Origin of the sequence: Kribbella orskensis (genome assembly GCF_004342085.1) — a bacterium.
Taxonomy (GTDB): domain Bacteria; phylum Actinomycetota; class Actinomycetes; order Propionibacteriales; family Kribbellaceae; genus Kribbella; species Kribbella orskensis.
On record NZ_SLWM01000021.1, the window covers coordinates 39,678 to 61,148 of the forward strand.

Annotated in this window: 21 protein-coding genes; 10 read left to right on the forward strand and 11 right to left on the reverse strand. The window is 68.2% G+C overall.

The annotated features are described in order from the left end of the window. Positions 1–397: 397 nt before the first annotated feature. The gene (locus EV644_RS35255; protein WP_132194519.1) at positions 398–1,177 is read right to left on the reverse strand and encodes an isoprenyl transferase; all 780 of its coding nucleotides are present in this window, start codon (positions 1,175–1,177) and stop codon (positions 398–400) included. Positions 1,178–1,393: 216 nt separating this feature from the next. Between EV644_RS35255 and trhA the strand changes: the two genes are divergently transcribed. Continuing rightward, complete coding sequence (trhA, locus tag EV644_RS35260; protein ID WP_132194517.1) at positions 1,394–2,098, forward strand: PAQR family membrane homeostasis protein TrhA; 705 nt, start codon at positions 1,394–1,396, stop codon at positions 2,096–2,098. Positions 2,099–2,119: 21 nt separating this feature from the next. Here the strand turns inward: trhA and EV644_RS35265 are convergent, their stop codons facing one another. Beyond that, a complete protein-coding gene (locus tag EV644_RS35265) occupies positions 2,120–2,605 on the reverse strand; it encodes a MarR family winged helix-turn-helix transcriptional regulator (RefSeq protein ID WP_132194515.1) in 486 nt (161 codons plus the stop codon). Positions 2,606–2,744: 139 nt separating this feature from the next. Here EV644_RS35265 and EV644_RS35270 point away from each other — a divergent pair, with 139 nt between their 5' ends. Then, positions 2,745–3,929, forward strand: a complete 1,185-nt coding sequence (locus EV644_RS35270) for a phosphotransferase (protein WP_241999239.1) — start codon at positions 2,745–2,747, stop codon at positions 3,927–3,929. Between the two features lie 8 nt (positions 3,930–3,937). Here the strand turns inward: EV644_RS35270 and EV644_RS35275 are convergent, their stop codons facing one another. Next, a complete protein-coding gene (locus EV644_RS35275; RefSeq protein WP_241999238.1) occupies positions 3,938–4,339 on the reverse strand; it encodes a nitroreductase family deazaflavin-dependent oxidoreductase in 402 nt (133 codons plus the stop codon). A gap of 113 nt (positions 4,340–4,452) precedes the next feature. Between EV644_RS35275 and EV644_RS35280 the strand changes: the two genes are divergently transcribed. Continuing rightward, the gene (locus EV644_RS35280) at positions 4,453–4,971 is read left to right on the forward strand and encodes a hypothetical protein (RefSeq protein ID WP_241999235.1); all 519 of its coding nucleotides are present in this window, start codon (positions 4,453–4,455) and stop codon (positions 4,969–4,971) included. A gap of 1 nt (position 4,972) precedes the next feature. Here the strand turns inward: EV644_RS35280 and EV644_RS47325 are convergent, their stop codons facing one another. From EV644_RS47325 to EV644_RS35295, 3 genes are all read right to left on the reverse strand, one after another. Beyond that, positions 4,973–5,104, reverse strand: a complete 132-nt coding sequence (locus EV644_RS47325; RefSeq protein ID WP_255511420.1) for a hypothetical protein — start codon at positions 5,102–5,104, stop codon at positions 4,973–4,975. Between the two features lie 163 nt (positions 5,105–5,267). Next, entirely contained in the window at positions 5,268–7,340 is a 2,073-nt protein-coding gene (locus EV644_RS35290) for a M4 family metallopeptidase (protein ID WP_241999232.1), read from the reverse strand. Between the two features lie 224 nt (positions 7,341–7,564). Continuing rightward, complete coding sequence (locus EV644_RS35295; RefSeq protein WP_132194613.1) at positions 7,565–9,538, reverse strand: thioredoxin domain-containing protein; 1,974 nt, start codon at positions 9,536–9,538, stop codon at positions 7,565–7,567. Between the two features lie 184 nt (positions 9,539–9,722). On the opposite strand from EV644_RS35295, the gene EV644_RS35300 reads away from it, so the two are divergent. The 5 genes from EV644_RS35300 to EV644_RS35320 all read left to right on the forward strand — a co-directional run bounded on the left by EV644_RS35300 (position 9,723) and on the right by EV644_RS35320 (position 15,645). Next, positions 9,723–10,859, forward strand: coding sequence for an aminopeptidase P family protein (locus tag EV644_RS35300; RefSeq protein ID WP_132194511.1), 1,137 nt, complete (start codon positions 9,723–9,725; stop codon positions 10,857–10,859). A gap of 8 nt (positions 10,860–10,867) precedes the next feature. After that, positions 10,868–12,172, forward strand: a complete 1,305-nt coding sequence (locus tag EV644_RS35305) for an APC family permease (RefSeq protein WP_132194509.1) — start codon at positions 10,868–10,870, stop codon at positions 12,170–12,172. A gap of 201 nt (positions 12,173–12,373) precedes the next feature. After that, positions 12,374–13,837: a glutamate/gamma-aminobutyrate antiporter GadC gene (gene gadC, locus EV644_RS35310; protein ID WP_132194507.1), complete on the forward strand. Its 1,464-nt coding sequence runs from the start codon at positions 12,374–12,376 to the stop codon at positions 13,835–13,837. Continuing rightward, positions 13,834–14,277 carry a hypothetical protein gene (locus tag EV644_RS35315; RefSeq protein WP_132194505.1) on the forward strand — a complete coding sequence of 148 codons (444 nt, stop codon included), beginning with the start codon at positions 13,834–13,836 and terminating at the stop codon, positions 14,275–14,277. Before gadC ends, EV644_RS35315 begins: the two co-directional genes overlap by 4 nt. A gap of 6 nt (positions 14,278–14,283) precedes the next feature. Beyond that, positions 14,284–15,645: a dipeptidase gene (locus tag EV644_RS35320; protein ID WP_132194503.1), complete on the forward strand. Its 1,362-nt coding sequence runs from the start codon at positions 14,284–14,286 to the stop codon at positions 15,643–15,645. A 29-nt stretch (positions 15,646–15,674) separates the two neighbouring features. Here EV644_RS35320 and EV644_RS35325 read toward each other — a convergent pair whose 3' ends face one another. From EV644_RS35325 to mca, 3 genes are all read right to left on the reverse strand, one after another. After that, positions 15,675–16,703 (reverse strand): CopD family protein, encoded by a 1,029-nt coding sequence (locus EV644_RS35325; protein WP_132194501.1) that lies wholly within the window; start codon positions 16,701–16,703, stop codon positions 15,675–15,677. 178 nt (positions 16,704–16,881) lie between these two features. Further along, entirely contained in the window at positions 16,882–17,226 is a 345-nt protein-coding gene (locus EV644_RS35330; RefSeq protein WP_132194499.1) for a hypothetical protein, read from the reverse strand. Positions 17,227–17,257: 31 nt separating this feature from the next. Then, positions 17,258–18,121, reverse strand: a complete 864-nt coding sequence (gene mca, locus EV644_RS35335) for a mycothiol conjugate amidase Mca (RefSeq protein WP_132194497.1) — start codon at positions 18,119–18,121, stop codon at positions 17,258–17,260. 35 nt (positions 18,122–18,156) lie between these two features. On the opposite strand from mca, the gene EV644_RS35340 reads away from it, so the two are divergent. Further along, positions 18,157–18,597 carry a DUF4307 domain-containing protein gene (locus EV644_RS35340; RefSeq protein ID WP_241999230.1) on the forward strand — a complete coding sequence of 147 codons (441 nt, stop codon included), beginning with the start codon at positions 18,157–18,159 and terminating at the stop codon, positions 18,595–18,597. A gap of 255 nt (positions 18,598–18,852) precedes the next feature. Continuing rightward, positions 18,853–19,365: a transcription elongation factor GreA gene (gene greA, locus EV644_RS35345; RefSeq protein ID WP_132194493.1), complete on the forward strand. Its 513-nt coding sequence runs from the start codon at positions 18,853–18,855 to the stop codon at positions 19,363–19,365. A gap of 121 nt (positions 19,366–19,486) precedes the next feature. Here greA and EV644_RS35350 read toward each other — a convergent pair whose 3' ends face one another. Together EV644_RS35350 and EV644_RS35355 are read right to left on the reverse strand one after the other, a co-directional pair. After that, positions 19,487–20,326, reverse strand: coding sequence for an ABC transporter permease (locus tag EV644_RS35350; protein WP_132194492.1), 840 nt, complete (start codon positions 20,324–20,326; stop codon positions 19,487–19,489). After that, positions 20,323–21,345, reverse strand: a complete 1,023-nt coding sequence (locus tag EV644_RS35355; protein ID WP_132194490.1) for an ATP-binding cassette domain-containing protein — start codon at positions 21,343–21,345, stop codon at positions 20,323–20,325. Before EV644_RS35355 ends, EV644_RS35350 begins: the two co-directional genes overlap by 4 nt. Positions 21,346–21,471 lie beyond the last annotated feature (126 nt).

A 21,471-nucleotide genomic window follows, 5' to 3' on the forward strand; every position in this document is an offset into this window, starting at 1 on the left:
ATCACCGACGAGTTCCACCGGATGATGGCGGACACGCCGGGCATGCTCGAGATCGGGCTGGCGATGGCGTTGATGGGCGTCGGAGGCAGCGTCCTCACCCATGGTCTGGTGCATCGCTGGGGCGAGGTCTACCCCCGCTGGATCTGGTTCAAGGCGGGGCAGCGGGTGCCCCCGTCGCGCGCGATCGTGCCGGCCTCCGTGGTGGCGCTGGTGCTGATCCCAGCCGGCTTGATGAACCTGCGCATGCCGTTCGAACCAGACAACTGGGCGTTGACCGCACCCGGTGCCTTGGCGATCGTCTGGGGCGCCGCGCTCGGCGCAGCCACCTACGCCTACTACCTGCGCCGCCGTACGACGTGTCGCCGATGCGGGCGTGGCTCCGCACCGGGCAGCGTGCTCACGTCCCGAAGCGGCGCTCCCGCTGGGCGTAGTTCCGGATCGCGCGCAGGAAGTCCACGTGCCGGAAGTCCGGCCACAGCGCCTCGCAGAAGTAGAACTCGCTCAGTGCGCTCTGCCAGAGCAGGAACCCGCCCAGCCGCTGCTCCCCCGACGTCCGGATGACCAGATCCGGGTCCGGCTGGCCCTTCGTGTAGAGGTGCTCGGCGATGTGCTCGACGTCGACCCGCTCCGCGAGCTCCTCGATCGAGATGCCCTTGGCGGCCTCCTCGAGCAGCAGCGAGCGGACCGCGTCGGCCAGCTCGCGGCGGCCGCCGTACCCGACGGCGACGTTGACCACCATGCCGTCCACGGTCTGGGTGGCGGCCTCGGCGCCCTTCAGCACCTCGGCGGTGGCACCGGGCAGCAGGTCGAGCGCGCCGACCGGGTGGACCCGCCAGCGGCCGATCGAGGCGAGCTCCTCGACCGTCTGCTCGATGATCCGCAGCAGCGGCTCCAGCTCTTCGGCCGGCCGGGTCAGGTTGTCGGTGGACAGCATCCACACCGTGACGACCTTGACACCGATCTCGTCGCACCAGTCCAGGAACTCCGAGATCTTCGTCGCGCCGGCCTCGTGACCGCGTGACACCGGGTCGCCGACCGCCCGGGCCCAGCGCCTGTTGCCGTCGATGATCACGCCGATGTGGCGCGGCATCCGGTCCGGCGACAGTGATCGCGCCAGCCGGCGCTCATACAGTCCGTAGACCGCGTTGCGCAGCCTTGCCTTGCCAGGTGTCCGCACAGATGCTCTCCTCGATGAATCCCGCCTACGAGGCTAGCGGAGTTTTCGGCTCCGGGAGGCGTTCGAACTTTTGGCCTGGTTCGTGCATCAGACACTCCGGGTGGACTGTCCGCCGCGGTGATCTCGCCTACAGTTCATCCTTACGTAGCATTGAACCTACGGTTCCGTAGGTTACGGTTGCGTAAGGATGAACCGCGAGAGCTCGAAGGGACGGCGATGACGGCAAGCACCGCAACCAGCGATCAGACCCAGGAAGTCGGGCATCGCCTGACCGAAGTGCTGGCCCCGCTCAAGCCCAAGCTGCGGGGCTGGCTGCACGCCGGCACCTTCCCGCTCGCCACCGCCGCCGGCATCGTGCTGATCTGCCTGGCCCCGAGCGCGAGTGCCCGCTGGGCCGCCGCGGTCTACACCCTCGGCTCGATCCTGTTGTTCGGCATCTCCGCGCTCTACCACCGGTTCTACTGGGGCCCGACCGGCGAGGCTGTGCTGCGCCGGCTCGACCACAGCAACATCTTCCTGCTGATCGCCGGCACCTACACCCCGTTGGGGATGGTGCTGCTGCGCGGCGACGACCGGGTCCTGCTGCTCAGCATGGTCTGGGGCGGCGCCCTGCTGGGCATCCTGTTCCGGATCTTCTGGGTCCACGCCCCGCGCTGGCTCTACACGCCGATCTACCTGGCGCTCGGCTGGGTCGCGATCTTCTGGATGAACGACTTCTACCACCTGGGCGGCGCGGCCGTGGTCACGCTGCTCGCCGTCGGCGGCGGCCTGTACTCGATCGGCGCGGTCATCTACGCCACCAAGCGGCCGAACCCGTCACCGACCTGGTTCGGCTTCCACGAGATCTTCCACGCGTGCACGGTGGCCGCCTTCATCTGCCACTACGTCGCCGTCAGCATCGCCACCTACCGCGCCGGCTGACCGACCCGGCCCCGGCCGAGCTCAGGTCTTCTGCAGCCAGCGCAGTTCGTCGACGAGCGGTCCACTCAGCTCGAGCAGAGCCTCGCGGACCAGCTCGTACCGCTCCTGACCCAGCTGTTCCCTCCAGTGCCGCTCGACCCGTCCGATCGCCGCCTGGCTGAACACCACCGCCTCGTCCCCCTTGGCCGTACGCCGGACCAGCCGGACCCGGCGATCCTCGGGCAACCTCTCTGACTCCGTGTACCCGCGCTCCTGCAGGTAGTCCACGTGCTGCCCGAGCCCCTGTTTCGTCATCCCGGCGATCTCGGCCAGGTCGGTGATCCGGGCACCGCTCGCGGGCATCAGCTCCAGCAGCCGGAAGTGCGACACCCGCAACCCTGGGAACCCGGCCTCGGAGTCCTCGAGGATCTCCGCCCGCAGCCGTTTCAGTGCGAGCCCGAGCAGACCGGCGATGTGCAGCCCACGCGAAGATGCTGAACTGCCCGAAAGGGCGTTGACGGAAGTCATAAGGCAACTTTACTATCTCGATGGTAAGGCTGCTTTACTTCTTCGGCCGGGATCGTCGCGGGGATCGGCATCGATCTGAAGGTGAGCTGAAGGTTCGGCAGCAGCATCGGAGGCACGACCACCAACTCCGGGGGGAACCATGATCAGCACCATCGCCGCCGAGGCGCTCACCTCGCTCGGCCGGGACGCACCCGACGAACAGACCCTGGCCGGCCTGGTCCGGACCATCACCGGGCATCCCGAGGCCGAACCGATCAGCGCGCGGGTCGACCCGGTGGACTACTCGATTGGTACGCCGAGCACCGAGGCCCTGCTCCGGGTCTTCGGAACCGCTGAGCTGCCCGACGGGACATTCGTCGACTGGTCCTGCTTCGTCAAGAAGCTCCAGTCGGTCCGGCACTCACCGATCATCCAGTTCGTGCCCGAGCAGTTGCGCGAGAACTTCATCCAGAACATGCCCTGGCAGCTCGAGGTCGCCGTGCACCGCAGCGACATCGCGTCGGTGCTCCCCGACGGCCTGCGACTGCCGGCGCTCTACTCGATCAACGAGCACGGCGACGATCGGGCGACCCTCTGGATGGAGAACGTGGTGCAGGCTCCCGGCTGCTGGCCGCTGGAGAGGTTCGAGCGGGCAGCGAACCTGCTCGGCAGGTTGTCCGCCCGGCGTCAGCCGCACCTCGTCACGCCGTTCCTGCCGCGGGACGACATCTCCACTCCTGGGATCGGGTTGCGGTACTACACCAATGGGCGGGTGATGATGGCCGCCCTGCCCGCGCTTGCTGACGACCAGACCTGGAAGCACCCCATGCTCGCCACGGCCGTCTGCAACGCGGGCGACCACGGCCTGCGAGACGAACTGCTCGACCTCGGTCAGCGGCTGCCCGCGGTACTGGATGCGCTGGATGCTTTGCCGCAGTGCTACCAGCACGGCGACGCGAGTCCGCAGAACCTGCTGGTCCCGATCGGCAAGCAGGACGAGTTCGTGGTGATCGACTGGGGGTTCGACTGCCCGCAGGCCGTCGGCTTCGACCTCGGCCAGCTGCTGATCGGCCTTGCCCATGCCGGCGAGCTGGAGGCGGAGGAACTGCCGGCGATCCACGAGGTGATTCTTTCGGCGTTCATGGAGGGATTGGCCGCCGAAGGAATGGTCGTACCGGAGGAACAGGTGCGCTACGGCTACCTGGGATCCCTGCTGGCCCGTGCCACCTTCACTGCCTTGCCACTCGAGCAACTCGGCAAGGTGAATGAGAGTGACCTCGAGCTGTTCGAACAACGGGTGCGGCTCACCCGCACTCTGGTGAACCTGGTCTCGACGATCAACTAGGAGTCAGATCAACTAGGAGTCAGTACGAAGACGCGGATCGACCGGCCGCTGCGTTCGACGTACGTGTCGTAGGCGGGCCAGACCTGGAGGACCAGGGGCCAGACCCGGTCCCGCTCCGCCCCTTCCGCCAGGGTGGCGCGGACCGGGACCTCCCTACCGCCGGACAACGCCACGGTGGCGTCCGAGCAGGCGAGCAGGTTGCCGGACCATGCGGGGTGGTGTTGCTGGCCCCAGTTCGACGCCGTGACGACGAAGGCGTCTCCGTCGGGTGCGTAGATGAGCGGGACAGTCCGCGGCTGGCCGGACTTCCTGCCCTGGGTGGTGAGAAGCAAAGTGGGCAAGGCGGAACGGCCGAGGATGGTCACCCGTCCACTGGTCTTCTGCTGCAGCCAGCGATCGATTGGTACCACTGTGCGACCGACGGCCGAGAACCACGGACGGTGCCCTAACGACCGGATGACATTCGTGTACCAGCCCATGCACGAAGTCTGCCGTCACCCCGCAGGCGGGTATGGATGAGGGTGTGAAGAGCATCCGGTACGCAGTTCTGGCAGCCACCGCCGGTCTGGTCCTGACCGGGTGTGGCGACGAATCGACTCCCGACGCCGGGAGCAGTCCCTCGGCGCCCGCCACGAGTACGCCCGCCCCCAGCACGCCCATCACCAGTACCCCGACAACGGCCGCGGGTCCGCTCCCCCTGACGGTGACCAGGACCGGAGGCTTCGCCGGGTTCAACGACAAGGTCTTCATCGACACCGACGGAGTCGCCAGCGTCAGCACCCGGGGCAAGGCTCCCGTGCGCTGCAAGCTGGACGCAGGCTTCCTCGGCACCATCACCGATGCGGTGAAGCAGGTCGACTGGGCCGACGTCGGCATCACCAAGCCGAGCGTGCGGCACCCCGACGACATGATCATCGCCGTCTCGACCAGCGGTGGCCTGGCCCGGCTGGAGGACCCGAAGCTGAAGCCGATGGTGGCCCCGGTGAGCAAGCTGCTCACCGAGGCCGCCGTACCGCCAGGCAAACTCTGCAAGCCGGTCTGACCTAGCCGGCCATCACGACCTGGTTCGCGTCGCCCTGCGGCCACTCCGCGATCACGTTGTACGACGTACCGGCCGAGGTGGAGAACGACTGAAGGGTGGTCGTGTAGCCGGCCGCGTCGAGCTTGGCCTCCACCCAGTCGGCGGAGGCGCGGTAGCCGGGCCGGCCGGTGTACCGGTTGCCGCCGTTGCCGGTGGCAATGGACTGGAAGGCAGCCGGGGCGCACGGCCTGGGCGGAGGCCGTACGCCCCGGACTGGTCACAGCGGGACTTGCGGTGTTACGCGAACTCCGGGTGATTCAGCTCGCGGTCAGTGAGGTGTCGTCGATGACGAAGCTGGTCTGCAGGGAGGAGTCCTCCTGGCCGAGGAACTTCACCGTCACCGTCTTGCCCTTGTACGCCGTCACGTTGAACGTCTTCTGGACGTACGTGGTGTTCTTGTTGAGGTTGGAGTACGTCGCCAGCGTGGTGGTGGTTCCACCGTCGACGATCTGGATCTTGGCGGTGTCGTAGACCGTGGAGCTGGTGGTCTCGGCGGTGTCGATGCGGATCCAGAACGACAGGCTGGCCGAGGTCGCCGACGCCGGGATGGCGACGGACTGGCCGATATTCTCCGTGGTGGTCCGGCCGTTGCCCTGCAGCCACAGCTTCCAGGTGCCGGTCCGGGCCGGACGCCCGGTGTTGTTGGTGATCGGGCCCGCGGTGCCGGTCCAGTTCACCGGGCCGGACTCGAAGCCCGGGTTGAGCAGCAGGTTGTCGCCGGTCGGCGGCTCGGGGTCGCCGGTGCAGGCGGCCGCGCCGGCCGGGACGGAGATGGCGGTGAAGGCAGCCTGGATGCCCTTGCACTGGTTGGAGTCGGCGCCGTACAGCTCCTTGGCGGAGTTGATCGCCCCTTCACGGGCGTCCTTGTAGGTGCTGCCGGAGGTGAGCTTGGTGCTCAGCGTGCGGTACCAGACCTTGGCGGCCACGTCGCGGCCGACGCCGGCCACGGTCGAGCCGTCGCAGGCGGTGCTGCTGTGCGTGACGCCACCGATCACCTTGCTGCCGGTGCCCTCGGAGGCCAGGTAGAACCAGTGGTTCAGCGGGCCGGAGGAGTAGTGCGGGTCGAGCCCGCCGACGCTGGTGCTCCAGCAGTCCCGGCTGGCCCCGTCCTTCGACGGCTTGTCCATGTAGCGCAGCGGCGTGCCGTTGCCGTTGATGTTGATCTTCTCGCCGATCAGGTAGTCACCCGGGTCGGACGAGTTGTTCGCCGAGAACTCCACCGAGGTGCCGAAGATGTCCGAGGTGGATTCGTTCAGGCCGCCCGCGTCGCCGAAGTAGTTCAGGTTCGCGGTCGCCTCGGTGACACCGTGGCTCATCTCGTGGCCGGCCACGTCGATGGCGGTCAGCGGCCGGGCGTTGCCCGAGCCGTCGCCGTACGTCATCTGGGTGCCGTCCCAGAACGCGTTCACGTATGCGTTGCCGTAGTGCACGCGGGACCGCGCACCCTGGCCGTTGTTGAAGATGCCGTTGCGGCCGTGGACGTTCTTGTAGTAGTCCCAGGTGAGCTGGGCGCCGTAGTGCGCGTCGACACCGGCGGTCTGCCGGCTCGAGGTGCTGCCGTTGCCCCAGGTGTCGTCGGCGTCGGTGAAGGTGGTGCCGCTGCCGGAGGTCGCACCGTTCAGGTCGGTGGTGTAGTTGCCGCCGCGGCTCGGGTCGCTCATGGTGAAGCTGCCCGAGGTGCCGATGCTGACCGTGCCGGCGTACATCGAGTTGCCGGTACCGGTCTTGATCTCGTCGTCCTGGGCGAGGACGGCGCCGGACTTGGCGTCGACGAACGTGTGCAGCACGGACGGCGTCTGGTCGGCCTTGACGCCCGAGGTGACGACCTCGTAGGCCAGGACCGGCTTGCCGGTGGCCGCGAAGACGACCAGCGTCCCCTTGTTGCTGGTGGCCTTGAAGTCCGCCGACTTCGAGCCCTTGGCCAGCGCGGCCGCCTGCGACAGCGTCGGCTTGGTGGACGGGACACCCACCTTGCTCGCGCCGCGGTTGTAGATCACGCTCTTGATCGCGTCGCTCTTGCGCTCCACGATCAGGTCGCCGCCGACGACCTTCAGACCGTTGTAGGTGCGGTCGTAGCGGACGTGTTCGGTGCCGTCGGCATCCTTGATGACGTCGCGGACCTTGAGCACCTCACCGCCGCCCAGGCCGAGGGCTGCGGCCGTCTGCGCGGTCAGCGCCTGCTCGGCCTGGACGGCGGCCGGCTGGTTGAACCCGCTGGCCGGAAGTGGGGCCGTACGGGTGGCGGCTCCTGCGGGCGACCCTGTGAAAGCTCCGGCCAATCCCGCTGTTGCGACGATGGCCACCGCCCCTGCTGATGTCAGTCGTTTCAAGACAACATCTCCTCACGGTGTGGTCGCTGTTTGGGCGCAGCGACCAATTCAAATGGGGACGCCGGATGATCTGGCGCAACAGTGCCACTGCGCACTTGTGACACTGCGTGTCAGGACATGCGAGTTCTGTTACATCCGGCTGAGGGAGGACTCTGTCCCTCGCAAGGCCGCGAGTCAAGGGAAAGGACTGAAACGACAGGGAAAACCCGCACTGGCGCGCGTTGTCAGCGGGCGGGCGTCAACTCACGTCGAAGGTCTTCCGGCAACACGACCGGGAGCCGGCAGGTGAACTTCTGACACACGTACGCCGCGGGCCGTCCGCCGACCAGGTCCCGGCCGGCCATCAGCGGTACGTCGAGGCCGGGCTCGCCGTGTACCACGGCCGTCCCCCAGGGCGAGTCCTTGACCGCGACCCGCAGCAGTTCGTCCGACTCCCCCGCGATGGCGATCTCCAGCGGCCCGGCGGCCACCGTCTCTGCGACCGCGAGTCCCCGGCCGGCGAACCGCGGCGCCCGCGCGGCCAGCGTCGCCGAGGCGTTGATCGCCTGCGTGGCCGCGGCCTCGTACCGGGCCGATCCGGTCAGCGAGGCCGCCGTGGTCAATGCTTCGGCCGCCAGGGACACACCGGCCGGACTCGCGTTGTCGGTCGGATCCTGCGGCCGCCAGACCAGCGACTCCGCGTCCGCGGCCGTGTCGTAGAAGGTGCCCTCAGCAACGAATTGATCGAGAACCCTGTCCAGCAGGGACTCCGCGAGCCGCAGCCAGTCGGCGTCACCGGTGACGCCGAGCAGCGTGAGGCACGCCTGGGCGTAGGCGGCGTAGTCCTCGAGCACGCCATGCGCGGTGCCGACCTTGCCGTCTCGCGAGGTCCGGTGGAGTCGGCCCGACGCGTCGAGGTGGACTTCCCGGACCAATCCGGCCGCGGTCACCGCCGCCTCGACGTACTCGGGCTTGTCCAGTACTACGCCCGCCCGCGCGAGCGCGGTGATCGCCAGACCGTTCCAGGCGGCAACCACCTTGTCGTCGCGGCCCGGGTAGGTCCTGGTGCTCCGGGCGTCGCGCAGTACGGCCTGGACCTTCTTCCAGCGGGCGGGGTCATCGGGGTCGCGGCGGAGTTGCAGGACGGAGGTGCCGTGCTCGAAGGTGCCGGTCACGCCGCAGAGGTCGATCACCCAGTCGGCGTCCTCGCCGAGGAGTTGGTGGAGCTCCTCGGGCGACCAGACGTAGTACCGCCCCTCCTCGCCCTCGGTGTCCGCGTCGAGCGCCGAGGCGAAGCCGCCTTCGGGAGTGCGGAGCTCGGCGAGCAGGAAGTCGGCCGTCTCGGTGGCGATCCGCCGCGCCAGTGGATCCTCGGTGATCGCCCACCAGTGGGTGTAGACGTCCAGGAGCAGCGCGTTGTCGTACAGCATCTTCTCGAAGTGCGGGATGACCCACTGCCCGTCCACGCTGTACCGCGCGAAGCCGCCGGCGAGCTGGTCGTACATACCGCCGCGGGCCATTCGCTCGCAGGTGTGCGTCACCATCGCCAGCGCGTCCTCGGAACCGGTCCGGCGGTGATGCCGGAGCAGGAAGTCGAGCACCATCGACGGCGGGAACTTCGGCGCCGCCCCGAAGCCGCCGTCCACCGGGTCAAAGTCCACCTTGAGCAGCGCGACCGCCCGCTCCAGCGTCTGCTCGTCGATCGAACCCTGCGCCGCCGCCGTCCGGGCGCCGAGCTGGGACACCACCTGGGTGCCGATCCCGTCGATCTGCTCGCGCTTGGTCCGCCACGCCTCGACCAGGGACTCGAGCACCTGGCGGAAGGTGGCCATCCCCGCGCGCGGTTGCGACGGGAAGTAGGTGCCGCAGAAGAACGGCTCGGCCGCCGGCGTCAAGAACACCGTCATCGGCCAGCCGCCCTGGCCCGTCATCGCGACCGTCGCCGCCATGTAGATCGCGTCCACGTCGGGGCGCTCCTCGCGGTCCACCTTGATGGTGACGAAGTGCTCGTTCAGGTAGGCGGCGGTCTCCTTGTCCTCGAACGACTCGTGCGCCATCACGTGACACCAGTGGCAGGCCGAGTACCCGATCGACAGCAGGATCGGTTTGCCGTCGCGCTTCGCCACCTCGAACGCGTCCGGTCCCCACTCGTACCAGTCGACCGGGTTGTCCTTGTGCTGCAGGAGATACGGCGATGTCGCGTTCGCCAAGCGGTTCACCACTGCGGCTGTCTCCCATCACACGTGCGGGCGTTCCACGCCATGATCAACTACAACACACTCGCTACAGCCCTACCCATCCGGGATGACCGGACACAGCGGCGGCGCGACGCTGCAATCATCCGTTCCGGATGATTCCGGCCGCGACCGGTAGTCCTACCGTGGCTACTCGGGAGGCAGCGAAATGACGACGGCCACGCAGCGGACACCCAACCCCTTCACCCAGGACGACTACGCCGCACGAATGAGTCGGGTCGTGGACGAAGCCGTCGGAGCGGGACTCACCGGCGTCATCGTCGCGCCCGGACCGGACCTGGTGTGGCTGACCGGCTATCAGCCGACGGCCATCACGGAGCGGCTCACGATGCTGGTGCTCACCGCCGATCGAGAACCCACGCTGGTGGTGCCGACGCTCGAGCGGCCCGATGCGGAGTCAGCGGAAGGCGCCGGCGCCCTCACCATGATCGACTGGGCCGATGGATCCGACCCCTACCCGTTGGCCGGAAGCCTGCTGAGGGCCGACGGCCGGTTCGGGATCTCGGACTCGGCCTGGGCCATGCACCTGCTCGGGCTGCAACAGGCGAGACCTGCGACGAGCTACCACGCGTTGAGCCAGGGCATGCCGATGATGCGTGCGGTCAAGGACGCCGACGAACTGGCGCGGCTGGCCATGGCCGGCGAGGCCGCCGACTCGACGTACCTGGAGATCATCCACGTGCGCTTCGCCGGCCGGCGCGAGACCGAGGTCGCGGCCGATCTGGCCCGGCTGCTCCGGGAGTTCGGCCATGAACAGGTCGACTTCACCGTCGTCGGATCCGGCCCCAACGGCGCCAACCCGCACCATGAGGCAGGAGAGCGGGTCATCCAACCCGGCGACTCGGTCGTGCTCGACTTCGGCGGCCTGATGCACGGGTACGGGTCCGACACCACGCGCACTGTCTGCGTCGGCGAGCCGAGCGCCGAGGTGCAGAAGGTGCACGACATCGTCAGGGCGGCGCAACAAGCGGCGTTCGAGGCCGTCCAGCCGGGCGTTCCGTGCCAGGAGATCGACCGCACTGCCCGGGCAGTCATCACCGACGCCGGCTACGGCGACCAGTTCATCCATCGCACCGGCCACGGGATCGGTGTGACCACCCACGAACCGCCTTACATGGTGGAGGGTGAAGAGCAGCCGCTCGAGCCAGGCATGTGCTTCTCCATCGAGCCCGGTATCTACCTGGCCGGCCGCTTCGGGGTCAGGATCGAGGACATCGTCACCGTCACCGAGAACGCCGGACGACGGTTCAACAACACGGACCACCACCTCCGCGTCGTCGAGTAGGAGCGGCCATGGCCACGTCCCCGCAGAGCGGCACGACGGGGGGCATGACCGTTCGCGGCGCGGCGTTCCTCGGCATCGGGTCGATGGTCGGCGCGGGGATCTTCGCACTGCTCGGCGAGGCAGGTGCGGTCGCCGGTTCCGCTGTCTGGTTGTCGTTCCTCATCGCGGGCATAGTGGCCGCCCTGCAGGGGTATGCCGTGGCCAAGCTGGGCGCGCGGTACCCGTCGTCGGGAGGGATCGTCACCTTCCTGCTCCAGGGGTACGGTCGCGGGCACATCACCGCCATCACCTCATGGCTGCTCTACTTCGCCGCCCTCATCGTCACCGCGATGGTGGCGGTCTCGTTCGGGAGCTACGGATCGGCGCTCTTCTTCGACGACTCGACCGGCTGGGCCACCATCCTGACCATCGTGGTGGTGCTGGCCGTCGCGGTGATCAACATCGCCGGCGCGAGGTTCATCGACCGGGTGCAGAGCCTGATCGTCCTGGTCCTGCTGGCCGTCTTCGCGGTCTTCATCGTCGTCACGCTGGCGCAGCTCGACCCGGATCTGCTTGCCCCGTCGACCTATCCGCCGACGACGGACATCTTCTCCAGCGTCGCGCTGACCTTCTTCGCCTACCTGGGCTTCACGGTCATCAGCTTCACCGGCGCCGACCTGCCGAACCCGGAACGCAACCTGCCCCGGGCCATGTACCTCGCGCTGGGCGTCACCACCGCGCTCTACATCCTCATCTCGCTCGGCGTCTTCGGAACCCTCACGGTCCAGGAGGTCATAGACAACGGCGAGACAGCCCTCGCGCTGGCCGCCAAGCCGGCACTCGGCGACGCCGGCTTCGCCATGATGGCCCTCGCCGCTCTGCTGGCCACGTCATCGTCGGTCAACGCCAACATCTACGCCGCCGCCGGCTCCACCGCGAAGCTGGCCGAGTCCGAGATGTTCCCGCCGGTCTTCGGGCAGCGCGCCCGGGTGGGCGGGACCCGGGGGCTGCTGATCTCAGTGGCGCTCATCCTGCTGCTGGGGATCTTCGTCGACCTGAGCGCCATCGCGTCCCTGGGCAGTGTCGTGGCCCTGGGCATCTTCCTGGTGACCTCCGTCGCGGCCTACCGACTCCGTGCGGAGACGGGTTCCCGGGCGTGGGTCCTCATCGCCGGCATCACGCTGACGGCCCTGGTCCTCCTCGTCTTCGCTGTGCAGACCCTGCAGACCGCCCCCGAGACCTTCATCGCGATGATCGGCGTCCTGGTGCTCGCCATCGGTCTCGACGCGATCTGGAGCCGGCTGCGGAGCCGCCGCGACCCGGTTCACGAGTGAGGTGACCGGGTGTCACCTTTCATCCGCTGTGGATGATCCGCTGCCGATCGCGGATTCCTAGCCTTAGGCCACTAACCAGCGCTACATCGTGGCCAAGGGGGCGATGATGGTGTCGGAACTTCGAAGCACTCCTCTATCTTGTGGCTGGCCGCCCGGCCAGGGATTCAGAACCGGTAGCAAGTCCCTCAGAGCGTGGTTGCGATGAGCTCAGCAGACGTACCCGTCGAGCCACCTCTGGCGGCCGCGGCCGCCAAGACCAAGCTCCCCGCCACCGCGTGGATCTCGTGGGTGGCGCTGGCGATGATGACGACGAGCTCGGTGGCCAGCCTCCGGGCCGCGCCGACCATGGCCGTCTATGGACTGGCCTGCGTCTTCCTGTACCTGCTCCCGGCCGTCGTGTTCCTGCTGCCCACCTCGCTTGTTTCCGCGGAGTTGGCGTCGGGTTGGCAGGGCGGGATCTACAACTGGGTATCGGAAGGCATCTCGAAGCCGATGGGCTTTCTGGCGGTGTGGTGCCAGTTCGCGATGACGATCTTCTACTACCCGAGCCTCCTGGGGTTCGTGGCCAGCACCCTGGCCTACGTGTTCAACCCCGAGCTGGCCAGCAGTGGTGTGTGGACCGCGGCGGTCATCATCGTCGTCTACTGGTCAGGTGTCTGGGTCTCCTCACGCGGCACCAAGGGCGTGGCCGGCCTGGCCAGCGGCGGCCTGATCATCGGCACGCTGATCCCCGGCGTCGTGCTGGTCACCCTCGGCGTCGTCTTCCTCGGCCAGGGCAACCCGTCGGCCGCACCGATGACCGCGGACAACATCTTCCCTGTCTGGGCAGGGCTCTCGAGCCTGGTCCTGATCGTCAACAACTTCCTGTCCTACTCCGGTATGGAGATGAACGCGGTCCACGTGTCGTCGCTGAAGAACCCGGGCAAGGAGTTCCCGAAGTCGATATTCCTGGCCATGGGCCTGGTGCTGGCGATCTTCATCCTCCCCGCCTTGGCGATCAGCTGGATCGTCCCCGCCGAAGAGCTCTCCCTCACCGCCGGGGTGATGCAGGCCTTCGACGCCGTCTTCGCCAACTTCGGCTGGCAGTGGCTGACCCCGATCGTCGGGATCATGCTGGTCACGGCCTCTGTCGCCGGCATGCTGACCTGGCTGGCCGGCCCGTCCAAGGGCCTGCTGCTCATCTCCCGCCAGGAGGGCTACCTCCCGCCGTACCTGCAGCGCCTGAACAAGAACGGCGTCCAGCAGAACATCCTGGTCGTCCAAGGCCTGCTCACCACCGTGATCGGCCTCGCCTACGCGTTCATCCCGGATGTGTCGAGCGCCTACTGGATCTTCTCGGTGATCACCACACAGGTGTATCTGATCATGTACCTGCTGATGTTCGTCGCCGCGGTCCAGCTGCGCCGCAAGTACCCGGACCGCGCCCGTGGCTACCGGGCGCCGATGCTCGTCGGGATGTGCGGCGTCGGGTTCGCGGCCTCGCTGGCGGCATTGCTGGTCGGGTTCATCCCGCCCTCGCAGTTCGAGTCCGGCAACTCCGGCGTGTACCTCGCGATCGTCGGCGGCGGCGCCCTCGGCCTCGGCCTGCTCGTGCCTTTCCTGTTCTACCGGTTCCGCAAGGAGTCATGGAAGCAGCCTGAGCCGGAAGGGGTGACGCAGTCATGAGCACTCAGGTGGAGACACAGACCGGTCGCGAACGCTCGACCATCTACATCGTCGGCGGAGTGGTCCTCGTGATCCTGGTGATCATCGGCCTGATCGCCTTCAGCTCCGCGAAGTCCACCCAGCAGGCCGAGCAGAAGGCTGACCAGTTCATCGCTGCCCTCCAGGCCGAGGGGGCGAGAACACCGACCCGCGACCAGGTCGTCAGGGTTCTGGGCGACGACGGAGGCGCGACCTGCGACAATCCGAACGAGGCCCTCAACCGCGGGATCCTGCTGTCGCTGCTGTCCAACGGCGCCGCCGGGCCGGGGATGCGCCCCGTGATCGCGGACAGCCGGGTCGTCAAAGGCCAGCTGTTGATCATCAAGATCTACTGCCCGGACGAACTGCAGGACTTCCAGGAGTTCGTCGACGACCTCAAGACCGACGACGTCGCGGGGTGAGTGGAGATGGAACTGCGCACCCGGATCGCGGAGCTGATGCCGCAGGCTCGGGACGAGCTCACCGAGCTCGTCGCGATCAAGTCCGTGGCGGATCCCCGCCAGTTCCCTGCTGAGGAATGCGAGCGCGCCGCGACCTGGGTGCTGGACAAGTTCAAGGAGCTGGGATTCTCCGACGCGAACCTGCAGGAGACGGCGGACGGCAGTCGCGCCGTCGTCGGGTCGCGGCCGTGCTCGGATCCCAGCGCTCCCACGGTGCTGCTGTACGCCCACTACGACGTCCAGCCACCACTCGACGACGACGCCTGGCGCACTCCGCCGTTCGAGCTCACCGAGGTGGACGGCCGCTGGTACGGCCGCGGAACCGCCGACTGCAAAGGCAACATCGTCATGCACCTCACGGCGCTGCGTGCGCTCGGTGCGCAGGTGCCGGTGAACCTGAAGCTCGTGGTCGAAGGATCCGAGGAGCAGGGGACCGGTGGCCTCGAGGCGTTCGTGCCTGACCACGCCGATCTGCTCCGCGCGGACACGATTCTTGTCTGTGACACCGGCAACGCGGCCGTCGGCCACCCGGCGGCCACGGTGAGCCTGCGCGGAATGGTGAATGTGGTCGTGACTGTCGAGGCGCTCGGCTCCGAGGTCCACTCCGGCACGTTCGGCGGCCCTGCCCCGGACGCGCTCGCGGCCCTGGTCGCGATGCTTGCCAGCCTGCGCGACGAGCATGGCAACACCACGATCAAAGGGCTGGACAACACCCAGACCTGGTCGGGCGAGCCCTATCCGCCCGACCAGTTCCGCAGCGACGCGACGGTGGTGGAGGGCGTCTCCTTGTCGGGGGACGGCAGCGTCTCGGACATGCTGTGGGCGCGGCCGGCGGTGACCATCCTGGGCATCGACTGCCCTCCGGTGGTCGGGTCGGCGGCGGCCATCGTGCCGCGGGCGGCGGCGCGGCTGAACCTGCGAATCCCGCCGGGCGTGAGCCCGGACCATGCCGGGACCAGCCTGATCGACCAACTTCAGGCGGCTGCTCCCTGGGGCGTCCGGGTCACCACGGAGATCGAGGCGGCCGGAGCGCCCTTCAAGGCCGAGATCGACGGGCCCGCCTACGCAGCCATGGCGACGGCGATGCAAGACGCGTACGGCACGCCGATGGCCACACTGGGACAGGGCGGATCCATCCCGCTGTGCAACGTGTTCGCGGACACCTACCCCGGGACCGAGCTCATCCTGATCGGCGTGGAGGAACCGCAGGCGCTCATCCACGCGCCGAACGAGAGCGTCGACCCGAACGAGCTCGAAGCCATGGCGCTGACCGAGGCCCTCTTCCTCCAGCGCTACGCAACGGGCACTGCGAACAAGGCTGACCACTAGGAGGTCCTCCGCGGAAGCTGTACCCCGCCTCAGGTGGTCTGCGAGAGGGCCACCGACAGGCCGATCGCGAGCGCCATCACGACGAGTTCGCCGATGACGAGTTGCCAGAACCGGGGGCCTGGTTCGATCAGGTTTGTGACTACCTGGCGGCGGTGGATCCAGCCGCCGATGATCAGCACGACGAACGCGACCGTCTTGGCGAGCAGCAGCCCGCCGTACGCGTCGGAGGTGAGGACGTCGAGCACCGTGTCGTAGCCGCCACCCTTGGCCGCGAGACGGCCGGCCGCGCTGATCACCCCGCTGAGCAGTACCGCGATCGACGAGGCGAGGGCGACCTGGCTGTAGCGCTCCAGCACGAGAGGCAATCCGTTGCGGCTGGCCCGCCCGTACCGGACCAGGCCGGCCAGTCCTCCGACCCAGGTGGTCGCCGCGATGACGTGGATGACCAGAGCGGCGCCGGCCAGTACGACGTACGACTCGTTGCGGGGGTAGGCGGTCAGGGCCGGCGGGATCAGCGCGGCGATGGCCACCAGTACTCCGAGGCCGGCGGCTGAGGAGGTCTGAACGCGGCGGATGCCGATCGCCAGTGCGACCACCAGGATGCCGGTGATCAGCAGGGCCTTCACCTCGGGCACGCCAAGCGCGTCGTCCAGCCGGAGCCGGAGCAGAGTGACGGGGGTGTCGAGCAGGATCGCCGCCGTCACGATCGCCCCCGCGAACGCGGAGACTGCCCAGATGATCGCGGAGTTGCTCGCGTCGCGGATCGCCCGGCGGCCTTGCACGCCGAGCGGACCACCGTCAGTGCGCAGCAGCACCACCGCAGCCAGCAGCGCGCCGGCGCAACCGACCGTCGCCATCGTGGAGAGCAGCCGGAAGAACGGCAGCAGCCAGTCGATGAAGACTCCCGGCCCACCGATCGCCAGCGGGTCCGCCTGCGGTTCGCTGCCGGCCGCGTACATGCCGACGACCAGCGCCACCGCGGCCACCAGCACCGCGCTCGCGCCACCCGCGACCAGACGTCCGGGCATCCGGTGCCGGGCGGCGCGGGTCGCGGTCACAGAGCGATCCCGCCCTCGGCACCTTCGTTGAACACGCGCACACTATAGGTGAGCTATCTAACAGTGTCCCGCCACGACACCATCTCGTGACCCGGGTGTCGCAAACGGTTGCGTCGGCGTGACTTTCGGCAATCGCGGCGGGCAGGCTGTTGCCCCCGGCACCGACCTGGTCAAGGCCCTACTTCGGCTGCGATGCGCCGTTCTCGGCCTCGGTCTTCGCCTCGGCCCCAGCCTCGGGTTGCGCGTCGGCCTGGGCCTGGTCAGCCGTCGGCCCGACAGCGCCAGCCTGGTCCGCTGAGCTGTCCGTGGTCGGCGGGACGTCGGACGGTGCTTGGTCGCGCGCACCAGCGTCCGGGTCGAAGTCGATCTTCTTCAGCTGCTTGCCCATGTTGCGCCACAGCAGCACCGTGGCGGCACCGAGCGCCAGCACGATCAGCAGCGCGACCCAGCCCGGCTTGACCGAGTTCGGGTCGATCTCTGTCGCCGGCAGCTTGATGCTCAGAAGATGGGTCGTCGCTTTCACCACGCCAGTGTCTCACCGTCCCGCCCCGCCGTCAGCGCAGCCCCGCGAAGAGGTCGTCCTCAGGCAGTTCGGACTCCACCAGACTGCGGGCCAGCTCGTAGTCCTCGGTCGGCCAGGCCGCCTGGTGCACCTCCAGCGGTACGGCGAACCACGCGCCCTCCGGGTCGATCTGGGTCGCGTGCGCGAGCAGCGCCCGGTCCCGGACCGCGAAGTACTCCGAGCACTCCACCCGGGTGGTGATCCGGCGCTCGTTCTCCGGGTCGGGCTTCCAGTCCTTCAGCCGGTCGGCGTACGGCGACTCCAGGCCGCGGGCCAGCATCGCGTCGTTCAGCGCCTTCATCCGCTCGCGATGGAAGGTGTGGTGGTAGTACAGCTTCAGCGGCTGGTACGGCTCCCCGAGCTCCGGGTACGCGTCCGGGTCCCCGGCCGCCTCGAACGCGGCCACCGTGATCTGGTGGCACATCACGTGATCCGGGTGCGGGTAGCCCCCGTTCTCGTCGTACGTCGTGACGACCTGCGGGCGGAACTCGCGGATCAGCCTCACCAGCGGGGCGGCGGCGTCCTCGACCTTGAGCGACGCGAAGGAGCCCTCCGGCAGCGGCGGCAGCGGGTCACCCTCGGGAAAGCCCGAGTCGACCCAGCCGAGCCACTCCTGCCGGATGCCGAGGATCTCCCGGGCGGCGTCCATCTCCTGGCGGCGGATCTCGCTGATGTTGGCCAGCACGTCCGGGCGATCCATGTTCGGGTTCAGGATCGAGCCGCGTTCTCCACCGGTACAGGTGGCGACCATCACATCGACGCCCTCGGCGACGTACTTGGCGGTCGACGCGGCGCCCTTGCTGGACTCGTCGTCGGGGTGAGCATGGACATGCAGCAGGCGAAGATCTTCAGTCACAAGACACAATGGTCCTCCAAGCCCGAGGAGAACCAGTGACCGACCCACACCCGGCCGTGCGAACCGACAGCGCGCAGGCCGCTCTGGACGCCCGCTACGGACGGACCGGCCGCCGCCGCAGGCCGCTGGTCCTGGGCGCCATCGGCACCCTGGTGCTGCTCGGACTGGTCTGGCTGCTGTGGGTCGCGTTCGTCCAGTCGAACCCGCCGGTGTCCTCGCGGCTGCTGGGTTTCCAGATCACCTCGCAGACCTCGGCGAACGTGACGATCCAGGTGGACCGGAGCAAGTCGGTCGAAGCGGCCTGCCGGCTGCAGGCGAAGGCCGCGGACTTCTCGATCGTGGGCGAGATCACCGTGACGGTGCCGGCCGACTCACCCCGTCAGCAGACGGTCACCTCGACCCTGACGACACAGCGCGCGGCGACGTCCGTCGTACTGGTCGGGTGCACCACCGCCGACGCGCACCGGCCGAACTGACACCGAAGTCAACGCCCGGGCCGGTTAGCTCCGGCCATCCCGGTGGTCTACAAGTGGTCTAACGATTGGTCTGATCACTGGTCTCGCCGCTGCAACCGATTACCGACCGGCGCCACGCAAGCGTTTGCCAAGCTGCTGAGCGGGCAAAGAACTGTGGGGTTCTCAGCCCGATCTTGCTACGCTCACTGGATTGGTCGCCGTCGACGACGGCGGCCTGAGGCTTTTCTACCCATCCCATCGACAAAGGAGCAGCCCGTGACGCAGAAGATCGACGAGGACAGCGTTGTCTGGCTGACGCAGGATGGTTACGACCAGCTGAAGGCCGAGCTCGAGGACCTGAAGGGTCCCGGCCGGGCCGAGATCACGCAGCGGATCAGCGACGCCCGCGACGAGGGCGACCTCAAGGAGAACGGCGGCTACCACGCCGCCAAGGACGAGCAGGGCAAGATGGAGGCCCGGATCCGGCAGCTGGAGGACATGCTGCGCCGCGCCCGTGTCGGCGAGACCCCGAAGTCCGGTGGCGCCGTCGAGCCCGGCATGAAGGTGTCGATCAAGTTCGCCGGTGACGACGACGTCGAGACGTTCCTGCTCGGCTCCCGCGAACTCCTCGCCCTGGACTCCTCGGTGGACATCGACGTCTACTCGCCGCAGTCCCCGCTCGGCGCCGCCATCCTGGGCAAGAAGAAGGGCGAGAAGGCGACCTATGAGGCGCCCAACGGCAAGCCGGTGACGGTAACGATCGTCGCCGCGGTCCCCTTCAAGGGCTGACCAACCAGACACCCCACCCCGGCTCCCCCGCTTGGGGGGCCGGGGTGGTTGTTTCTCCCGATCAGTTGTTGCCGAGGTGGCGCGCAGGCTGATCGCGGGCTCTGCGCGCCCTCCCGTGGGCTCAGTGGGCGGTTGAGCTTCTGTACTTGCGGACGGCTAACGGGGCGAAGACGGCGATGATGGCGGTGCACCAGATCAGGCTGAGCCAGACCGGGTGCTGGGCTGGGAAGCCGTCGGGGCTGGCGAAGGGCGACGGGTTGCCGAAGAGGTGTCTGCAGGCGGCGACGATGGAGGAGATCGGGTTCCACTCGGCGATCGGTTGCAGTCCGCTCGGCAGGTTCGGGGTCGGCACGAAGGCGTTCGACAGGAACGTCAACGGGAACAACCAGATCAACCCCGCCGACGCGGCCACCTCGGCGCTGCTCACCGACAGGCCGATCAACGCGCCCACCCACAGCATCGCGAACGCGAACAGCAACAGGATCGCGAATGCCGCCAGCGCCTGATCGAATCCCTTGTGCCAGCGCCACCCGACGATGAACCCGCAGATGACCATCACCAGCATCACGAAGGCGTTGAAGACGACGTCCCCGATCACCCGCCCGGCGATCACCCCGGACCGCGCCATCGGCAGCGACCGGAACCGGTCGATCAGCCCCTTCGCCATGTCGTCGGCCAGCCCGACGCTCGCCGACGCGACCGCGAACGCCATCGTCTGCGCGAAGATCCCGGCCATCAGGAACTCGCGGTACGCCCGCGGCCCCGGAAAACCCGGGATCGGGATCGCGTTGCCGAACACGTACGCGAACAGCAGCACGAACATGATCGGCTGGATCGTCGCGTAGATCAGCATGTCCGGCGTCCGCGGGATCCGCTTCAGCGTCCGCCAGGCAAGGACACGCGCGTCCGTCAACGCCTGGCCCGAGGAGTTCTGCTTGACCCGCGTGTCCGTGGCACTCATACCTGCACCTTCTTTCCCGCCGGCTTCCCGGCCGACTCGTCCGGCACCGTCTCCGCCTTGTCCGCCGCGTGTCCGGTCAGCGTCAGGAACACGTCGTCCAGCGTCGGCCGCCGCAACCCGATGTCGGCGATCCGGATCCCAGCCCCGTCGAGCGTCCTGATCACCTCGACCAGCGCGCTCGAACCACCCGGCGCCGGCAGCGTGAGCCGCTTGCTGTGCTTGTCGAGCGTGGTCGCCTCCGGGTCGGTCACCTCCAGCGCGGCCGTGAGCAACTCGAGCGCGCGGTAGGTCTCGTCCTGGTCCTGCACGACCACCTCGATCCGCTCACCGCCCACCTTGTTCTTCAGCTCATCGGCCGTCCCTCGGGCGATCACCGAGCCCTGGTCGACCACCACGATGCTGTCGGCCAGCTCGTCGGCCTCCTCGAGGTACTGCGTGGTCAGCAGGATGGTGACTCCCTCGCTGACCCGGTCGCGGATGATCTGCCACAGGTCGAGGCGGCTGCGCGGGTCGAGCCCGGTGGTCGGCTCGTCGAGGAACAGCACCTTGGGATGGGCGATCAGCGAACCCGCCAGGTCGAGCCGGCGTCGCATCCCCCCGGAGTACGTCTTCAGGATCCGGTCGGCGGCGTCGGTGAGGTCGAAGGTGTCGAGCAGTTCCCCGGCCCGTTGTTTCGCCTGCTGGCTGCTCAACTGGTAGAGCCGGCCGAACATCCACAGGTTCTCCCGGCCCGTCAGCAGTTCGTCGACGGCCGCGTACTGCCCCGACAGGCCCACCAGGGCCCGGACGGTGTCGGCTTCCTTCACCACGTCGTGGCCGAGCACCCGGGCCGTGCCCGCGTCGGGTGCCAACAGGGTCGCCAGGACCCGGACCGCTGTCGTCTTACCTGCTCCGTTGGGTCCCAGCAGGCCGAGCACGCTGCCTTCCGGAACCTCCAGATCGATGCCGTCGAGGGCTTTGACCGTGTTCTTCCTGGTCCTGAACGTCTTCACGAGGCCGGTCGCCTCGATAGCAGCCATTCCAGCCGCCCCTTCCTGGATCCCCGCCGGACTGTGATCAGTGGCCATCGTGGACCACTCCGCCGACAGTTTCGACGGCTTTTCGCCCGCGATGCCCGGTAAGTACGCTAGCAGTTATATAAGCTC